Here is a 3,628-nt window from a genome sequence, read left to right as displayed (position 1 = left end):
TTAAGCTTAAATTCTCCTGAAATACTAAAAAGGTAGTCAAATAGATCGTCAAAAGTTAGAATTAGGGAATTGATCTCTGTGTAATCTCCAAAAATATTATAGATCAGCGTTTTGTTCGTTCTTTCGTATTCCTTTTGAGCTTCTTTTTTGAGATAAAAATCATAATCAAAGGGGATGTTTTTTGCTTCAAATACTTTGTTAAGGGTTTTGTCCGGAGCAGTGTTGATGATGGTGGTGAAGGGGATATCCGCAATTTTTTTGTAGAGTTCATTGGCTTCCAATTGATCATAAAAATCCTGAATATCATCTTCAATTACAACCATTGGAAGGGAGCTGTCAAACTTAAACATCTCATCGTCTTGATAGAACTTTACATGGTTACCTTGTGTGGTGTGAAGGAATTTTTCAAGCTTACTATTGACACTCTCACCATTTTCATATAATAGTTCAGGTCCCAAAATAACAAGGCATTTGCCCTCAGCAATTCGCTTAACGATACGGGAAATGGTTTCTTTATCCATTAAAAATTTAATTAAAACTCAATTTGGTAATACAGTTAGTGCAATTGTTCCCTGCCTATAAATTCATTGATACTTTGGCTATAGAACAAACCACTTTATATATAATGAATTGAATAGGACTAGGGTCTTGGAGAAAAAAAAGAATTGGCTTAAGTTTTCCTTACAATTTAATGAAAGAAATCTAAAAAAAATAGTGTCGATTAGGGAGAAAAGAAGTGAATGGGAATTTGAGGAGGAGTGAAATATTTGATAAAAAGAGATTTTATAAATTTTGCCACAATATTTCCCATTAAATCATTTCATTTTGATCTAACTCTCCAAATTCACCGTTAACTCTGACAATTTTCCCGCTTCAACCAAAACAACTTCTGCGGATTCGACTAGTTGGCCTGTGGTAGATTCGCCGGAGATAGTAATCATGTGGTATCCGGGATTAACCCTTTGAAAAAAGTAGATTTTTCTTCTGACATCAATACTTCCATGGTTGTCAAGTTTGATTTTCAGTTTTTTGTAATCTTTGATATTGTTTAGGTTTACCTTAATATTTCCAGGCATGGATGTTTCCACTTTGTTATTGATGGATTTTTGAAGCTCGGCCATATTGTTCTGAAATTCCATAGCCCAAGAACTGGTTTCTTCTTTGACGATTTCTTCCACCATCAGAACAAAATCTGCTAGCATTCTCAATAGTTCTTTTGCCTCCTCCTCTGGAAGTTCAGCCAGGTTTTTGCCATAAGTTTCAATTTTCCACCTTAGTTCAAACTCTTTGGTTTTTTTGGTGATTTCCATTTCTGTGGTGATGTAACGTATCCAACCTGATGAAAATCCAAAGAATTTATCAAGTAGCAACAAGGTACCTGCAAGGGCAATTGAAATATAACCTAAATTCAGGATTGTATATTTCCCTTGGTTTTCTAATATAAGGGCGTTGATCAAAGGGATAATACCACCTAAACCAAAGAGGATTATGGATATCATCCTGATTCCTCTTGAGTATCTACGTTTGTCTCTGATGTTTTCTTTATACCAGGTTGAGGCATTGTTTGCCTGTTGGATTACCATGGTGTAGGTTTCTGCTATTGGTTCCATTTGAATTGTCTTTAAAAGTTAAACAACCCCCAAATGAACCGTCTTTTCTTCCTCCCCGGCACCATAGGCAATGGTAAAGACTTTTTCAACTGATTCGGCGGATAGGGGATTTTGTTTTGCGATGCGGTGAAGGAAATTGGCCAGAACCTCCTGGTAGAATGATTGTCCCAAAAAGCATTCGATCTTGGCATAGCTGCGGTCAAAGTTTTTGGGGAAGGGTTTTGCAATCAGCATGGATTCCCCTAACTCCTGCATTCCTGATAGGCATGCCATCAAATCAGGATATAAATTGGGATGGAGAAAGACCACATCTGCCAGCCAAATGCTTTGGTGGTTTCTTCCCGCGGACTTTTCAAATTTCGGCAGGTTACCGGCACCCTGTTGCTTTTCTAAATGCCTGGAAGTGATAAATGCCAGGTCGGAAGTTTTGGTTTTAGGGTGAGAAAGAAAATGATTCCATATCGGTGCATAGGATTTTTCCCTGGTCAAAGGGTCTTTTCTTAAACCAAATCCCTCCTGATATTTGAGGGAAGAAGCCAAAGCCCTGGCCATCAGGTTTTGTACAGGTCCATTGAAGCCATGGTGGTGGATTTGCTGAAATGCACCCTTCAATACCTCATCCGGGTAATAGACTTGTTTCTGTACCGCTATTTTTTGTTTGGATAGGGTAGGGAACAGCCGGTCTGTAAAGGTGTCTAAGTCCTTCGGAAGTATACAGCCCCAATTGGCACCGGAATCCAACAATGCCCTTAAATCTTCCCTTGATTTGATCTTTATGTTTTCCTCAAAAAACTTGAATGTCCATCCGAGTTCGAACTCCCCAAAGGTGGGTTCCAATGCCAGAGAAAATGAGGGCATGAAGGCATCAAATTGAGACAGCCAATTCCCCCCATCTCTACCCAATGACCATTTGTATCCCCTGACAGCGGAAAAGGTGACCTGCTGATGCTGGCGAATATCCAACCTGGTAAGTATTTCCTTTTTACGGAAATCCCTTCCCTGCAATATATCCTTTCCCCAAACCTTCAGACCAAATCCCCAAGCACTTTCGCTGACTATCCTGGTCTGATTGAAATAAGACTGAATGGTGATCTCAGGGCATTTATTGGCAGTGAAATCTCCCAAGAAAGGTTTCAGGTCAAATTTCAGAAAATCCCCATGATACTTTTCCAATGTCGAAGCACTGGGAAAATGTGCTTTGAGCAGTTCCTTCCCTTCTTTGACTCTGCTGAATTCATAAGTAAAACTCAACAAAGCCCCCTTTTCGGCAGATTCAGTGATACCCTCCTTGAACTTTCTCTGAAAACCATCCCACTTTTCTTGTAAAAGGTCAACACTATCGGTCCAATCCTCCAAACCAAAAAGCTCAGCAAGTTTTTCTGCAATTTCTCTTTCGGATTCCGTGGCATTACCGGATTGGATGGTCTCCAATGCTTTTGAGATGAACTTAGGAGTTTTGTCAGTCAAAGAAAGGCAGGCTTTTTCCAGGATTTCATCCAACTGTTTTTCCATCAATTCTGAATTGCTGAGTTTGATACCGATGGAGGCCCCAATGCCGCCTGAGAGGGAGGAGTTTTTGATTTTGCAAACCAAAACTGAAAACGAGCCATCCAATTCTTTTTTGAGTATGTAAGAAAAATGGTCCCTGATGCTGAGGTCAAAATTTGCGGTGACTTTCGGGGAAATATCCAGGTCTATGGTCAGTTCCTTGCTGAATAAGGAAGGCAACGAACCAATGCTTTTGGACAGGATATTTGACCAGGAGATACTGACACTTGCCTTCAGTTCCCCTTCCACGCTGTACGCCAAGGCATCTTGTTGCTGCATTTTTTCCAGATCCTTAAAAACAAAGGTTGTCGGAAATGCTGCTAAATCCTCCTTAACTACTTCATTGATCATTCTTTGGTTGGAATGCTTTCGATACATAGTCGCCCTGATTCCCTTTTCCCTATTGATATCCAAACCGATATCCTGAATGCTGCCGGACAGCTTGCATTTCGGGAACACCTGAATGTCAT

The 3,628-nt window shown here is 39.9% G+C and carries 3 protein-coding genes; all 3 read right to left on the bottom strand.

Annotated features, from left to right (window positions below):
* Window positions 1–521, bottom strand: a 521-nt coding sequence (locus ACEW8O_RS17075) for a hypothetical protein (RefSeq protein WP_373495838.1), incomplete at its 3' end; no start/stop codon positions are given.
* Between the two features lie 309 nt (window positions 522–830).
* Entirely contained in the window at window positions 831–1,610 is a 780-nt protein-coding gene (locus tag ACEW8O_RS17070) for an SLATT domain-containing protein (protein ID WP_373495837.1), read from the bottom strand.
* An 18-nt stretch (window positions 1,611–1,628) separates the two neighbouring features.
* The coding region (locus ACEW8O_RS17065) for a hypothetical protein (RefSeq protein ID WP_373495836.1) at window positions 1,629–3,628 on the bottom strand (2,000 nt) is incomplete at its 5' end.

It is taken from the genome of Aquiflexum sp. (genome assembly GCF_041749095.1).
Taxonomy (GTDB): Bacteria; Bacteroidota; Bacteroidia; order Cytophagales; family Cyclobacteriaceae; genus Aquiflexum.
Note: the sequence above shows the minus strand (reverse complement) of the source record. Positions and strands in the feature narration are given on the sequence as shown.

What these genes read in the sequence shown, in the direction of transcription:
- ACEW8O_RS17070 (WP_373495837.1), bottom strand. Translation starts at nt 1,610, where the DNA reads ATGGAACCAATAGCAGAAACCTACACCATGGTAATCCAACAGGCAAAC.